General features: G+C 72.0%; 3 protein-coding genes. All 3 read right to left on the bottom strand.

All coding sequences use genetic code 11. The annotated features are described in order from the left end of the window. Positions 1-1,866, bottom strand: a 1,866-nt coding sequence (locus AC1DU6_RS23105; RefSeq protein ID WP_477859887.1) for an ATP-binding protein, incomplete at its 3' end; no start/stop codon positions are given. Between the two features lie 7 nt (positions 1,867-1,873). After that, positions 1,874-3,181, bottom strand: coding sequence for a hypothetical protein (locus tag AC1DU6_RS23100; protein WP_477859885.1), 1,308 nt, complete (start codon positions 3,179-3,181; stop codon positions 1,874-1,876). A 6-nt stretch (positions 3,182-3,187) separates the two neighbouring features. Next, positions 3,188-3,783: hypothetical protein (locus AC1DU6_RS23095; RefSeq protein ID WP_477859883.1), on the bottom strand; the 596-nt coding region annotated here is incomplete at its 5' end.

Below are 3,783 nucleotides of genomic sequence, written 5' to 3'. Positions count from 1 at the left end.
GGCCTGGGCGGCGGCAGCGAGCACGGCATTGCGCACATGGCCACCGGCGAAGTCACCCAGGGCGGCCAGGCGGTTGAGGTCGGCGGCGCTGCAATCGCTGGCCTCGCCCAGGTGGGCCTGCCAGAGGCTGCGCCGCGCGGTAGCGTCGGGCGCGACGAAATCGATGATGAAGTCCAGCCGGCGCGCGAAGGCCGGGTCGAAGCGGGCGCGGCTGTTGCTCGTCAGCACGACGATGCCGCTGTGGGTCTCGATGCGCTGCAGCAGGTAGTTGGTCTGCGCATTGGCGAAGCGGTCGTTGGCGCTGGCCACCTCGGTGCGCTTGCCGAACAGGGTGTCGGCCTCGTCGAAGAGCAGCACTGCGTCGGCATGCTCGGCGCGGGCCAGCAACTCGGCCAGGTTCTTCTCGGTATCGCCTATCCATTTGCTCAGCATGGCCGCCAGGTCCACGCGGTAGACCGGCAGGCCCAGACGGTGGGCCAGCCACTGGCCGGCCAGCGACTTGCCGGTGCCGGAGCCGCCGGTGAACAGCATACGCACGCCATCGCAGGCGCGCGTGCGTGCCGCCGCGCCCAGGCCGACGTGCAGGGTCTCGCGTTGCATACAGCGCTGCACGATGCGCTCCAACTCGGAGCGCAATTGCGGGCTGGCGACGAGGGCGGCGTCGGGCACGGATTCGCTCAGCGGTTGGGCCAGCGCGTCGAGGGCGCGGCCCGAGGGTGTCATCAGGGCGGCGCGGTGCAGGCTCTCCGTCGTGGCCTGGCCGGCACCGAGCAGGCGAGCCAGGCGGGCGTGGTCGCTGATCTGGGCGTAGCCGGCGCGGTAGCGGCCAGCGGCTTGCGTGGCCAGGGTCTCATCGGCCAGCGCGTCCCGCCAGAGCGCGGTGCGGGTCGCCGCATCGGGCAGCGGCACGCGCCAATCGGCCATGGGGCCATCGCGACGAACGCCGCCGTCCAGGCCGGTGACGACCAGGGCCGGGCCGTCGTACACGGCCAGGGCCGGCAGGGTGGTTACGGTGCCGGGTGAGCCGTCGATCTCGAAAACGGGAACCCGGCCGGTCAGCACCAGCCAGGCCTCGGCACCGGGCGGCAGGGTGTCCGCATTGGCAAACCAAGCCGGCTCGGCGCCGAGGCGGTGCACGAGTTCGGCGGCCAGGCCGCGCGCCTCATGCGGCGCGGCGCTGCGGATGACTAGGCCGGAGCGCGGCATGGCGGCCAGGTCGCGGGCCCAGTCGGACAGCGGCGTGTCCAGGGCGGGCACGGGGGCCGCGGGCCACAGCGCAGGCGTCGGCGCAGCGGGCCAGTCGCAGGCCACGCCGGCCAGCGCGGCGGCGATGGGGGCAGGCACACGCAGTGCGGTCTCGCACAGTGGGCGTGCACAGTTCGGCTCCTCGGCCTGCAGCAGGCCATGGCGCATGGCGCGGCCATAGGCCAGGGCGTGAAGGGTCGTGGCTTCGCTGTGTTGCGGGTCCAAGGCGCTGAAGCTCTCGTGCAGCGGCGCAAAGGCGCGCGCCAGCAGGGCCAGCGTCGGCCGAGGGCTGGGCTGCGGCGCCTGCATCCAGGCGATGACGCGGCAGGCCAGTGGATCATCTTCAACGGCCGCGACCAGGGCGAGCGCCAAGGTTTCGATGGTGCTTAAGCCAAAGGCGTCGCGGGCGCGAGCCAGCGCCGCATCGCTATCGACGCTGGCCAGCGCCTGGGCACGCCAATCGTCCCCGCCGGCGGCAACCAGCGCCTCGCGCAGAAATCGTTCCTCAGGTGCCGCGCTCGGCTCGCTCGGATGAACGAGCAAGGCACCCAGCGCCGCGAGTCCGAAGTCGCGCGGGCGCATCGTCAGCGTCAGTTGGGGCGGCAGGTCGGCGGGGTTCATGAGCGCGTCACGAGGGGTAGTGGAAGTGCACGATGCGGCCCAGCCAGGGCACGAAGCCGGGGTTGATGTCGAAGCCAGCGCGGCGGATGCGCAGATCCAGCGAGGCCGGCGGGAACTCGACGTCGATGCGCTCGGGCGAGACCCAGACCGCGCCGCGGCGTCGTGCAATGCGCAGCAGGGGCAGGTGGGCGTCGTGGACGGCGGCGAGGCGGGCGGTGCGCAGCCAGTGCGGGTCGTCGACGAGGGGCAAGTCGAGCCCGGCGAGTGCGGTGCGCATGACATCGTCGTCCGGAATGTGCAGGTGCCTGCAGGCGGCCCGCATTGCACCGGCCCAGGCGGCCAGCGGATCGTCGGCGTCGTCCAGGCCGTGGCGCAGCAGCATGGGCAGCAGCAGCCACAGGCCGGACCAGGGGCTGGCGAGGCCGTTGCTGAGGAGGGCGTGAGGCTCTGGTTTGGCGATGGCCTGAGCCGCAGGCGCTTCGGTGGCGATGCCCTCTGGGCGTCGGGACGCTGCAGGCGCTGCTTCGTCGGGAAGCGCTGCCAGCGCTTTTGCCTCCGCCTGCTGAGCATTCGGCAGGGTCGACGATGTGACGCGCCGCTCGATGAGCGCGTCTTCAGCGCAGGCCGACATGGCTGTCATCAGCTCAAGCAGCCGTGCCCGCGGTGTCACGGCTGGCGGCGCAGGCGACTCGTTGTGAAGCCGCCGATGAGCCAGCTGGGGGTCCTCATCTGCCGCTTCGATCAGGCTCAGGACGGCGAGGGCTTGCGCATCGGCGATGGCCTCGATGAACTGCGCCGCCAGCCTGTGCTCAGCGACCAGCGCCAGCAGCGCACGCACTTGCAGGGCCTGCCGCCGCGCCCCGGCGAGGGTGCAAGGCCCGGGCGCTTCGTCATCTGCCATCAGCATCAGCGCCACGGCACGCGCCGGCCATGCGCCGTCCACATGCGGTGAAATCAGCCGCTGCCAGAACCAGGCCTTGGCGTCCTCACCGCGCAGCCATCGCCGCAACAGCGCCTGGCGCGCCACTGCCAGGCCAGGCGCCCACACCGCTTCGGCCGTCTCGCTCGCCTGCTCCATGGGCTGGGCCTGCGCTGCCAGTTGCTGCCAGGCCCGCTCCAGCTGCAGGGCCAAGGCCTGCGCACTGGCACCTGCCGCCACGCGAAGCCGCAGTCGGCGCACAAGCACAAAGCGATTCAGCAACGCAGCCGGCTTGGACGAAACGCGCAGCGCGTCCTCCACGTTAGGCAACAGGCCCGGCACCGCTGACCGCGATCTCAGTCGCAGGCGTTGGACGGTGATCTCGGTCGCGGCCATGGCTCATCAACCCAGCAGGAAGTTCACCGTGGACCGCGCGCTCGGCGTGAAGCCGGCCTGCACGGTCTGGGTCACGCTGACATGGGCGATGCCACCCACGATGTCGGCCACCACGGCATGGGCGGCGATACGGGCCACGCCGTGGGAGGCATCCAGCACCGGGTCCATCAGCTGCACCTTCATGCCCACGCGCAGCCGGTCGGGCAGCGAGGGCTGGACCTCGAAGCGCACGCCTGGGTGGATGGGAATCGGTCGCACCAGCCGGCCGGTGAGCAACTGGCCGGCCGGGCTGTGGCTGGCCGCCAGCAGGCAGACGCGCACCAGCGCCGCCATCAGCGCCACGGCGCGGGGCTGGCTCGCGTCCGCGCGGCGGCGCAGCCAGGACGCCAGGTCGCGGATGTCTTCGCGGTCATCGCGGTCCAACTCGGCGAAGTGGGGCAGCGTCGACAGATCGCCCAGGTCGCCCACCGTGTCGAACTGGCTGAAGCGCTCGGCCCAGTCCAGGCGGATGCCGGCGCGTACCGTGGACAGCCGGGCGTGCAGGCAGGTGGCCACCTGGGCGATGCGGGCAAGTTCCTCCGTCACGCGGCGGTTCAGCAGGT

Source organism: Roseateles sp. P5_B10, assembly GCF_056400485.1.
The sequence above is the reverse complement of the archived record's forward strand: the minus strand, read 5'-3'. Positions and strand labels throughout refer to the sequence as shown.

Coding starts and splice junctions, on each gene's coding strand:
- AC1DU6_RS23100 (WP_477859885.1), bottom strand. CDS start 3,181: ATGGCCGCGACCGAGATCACCGTCCAACGCCTGCGACTGAGATCGCGG.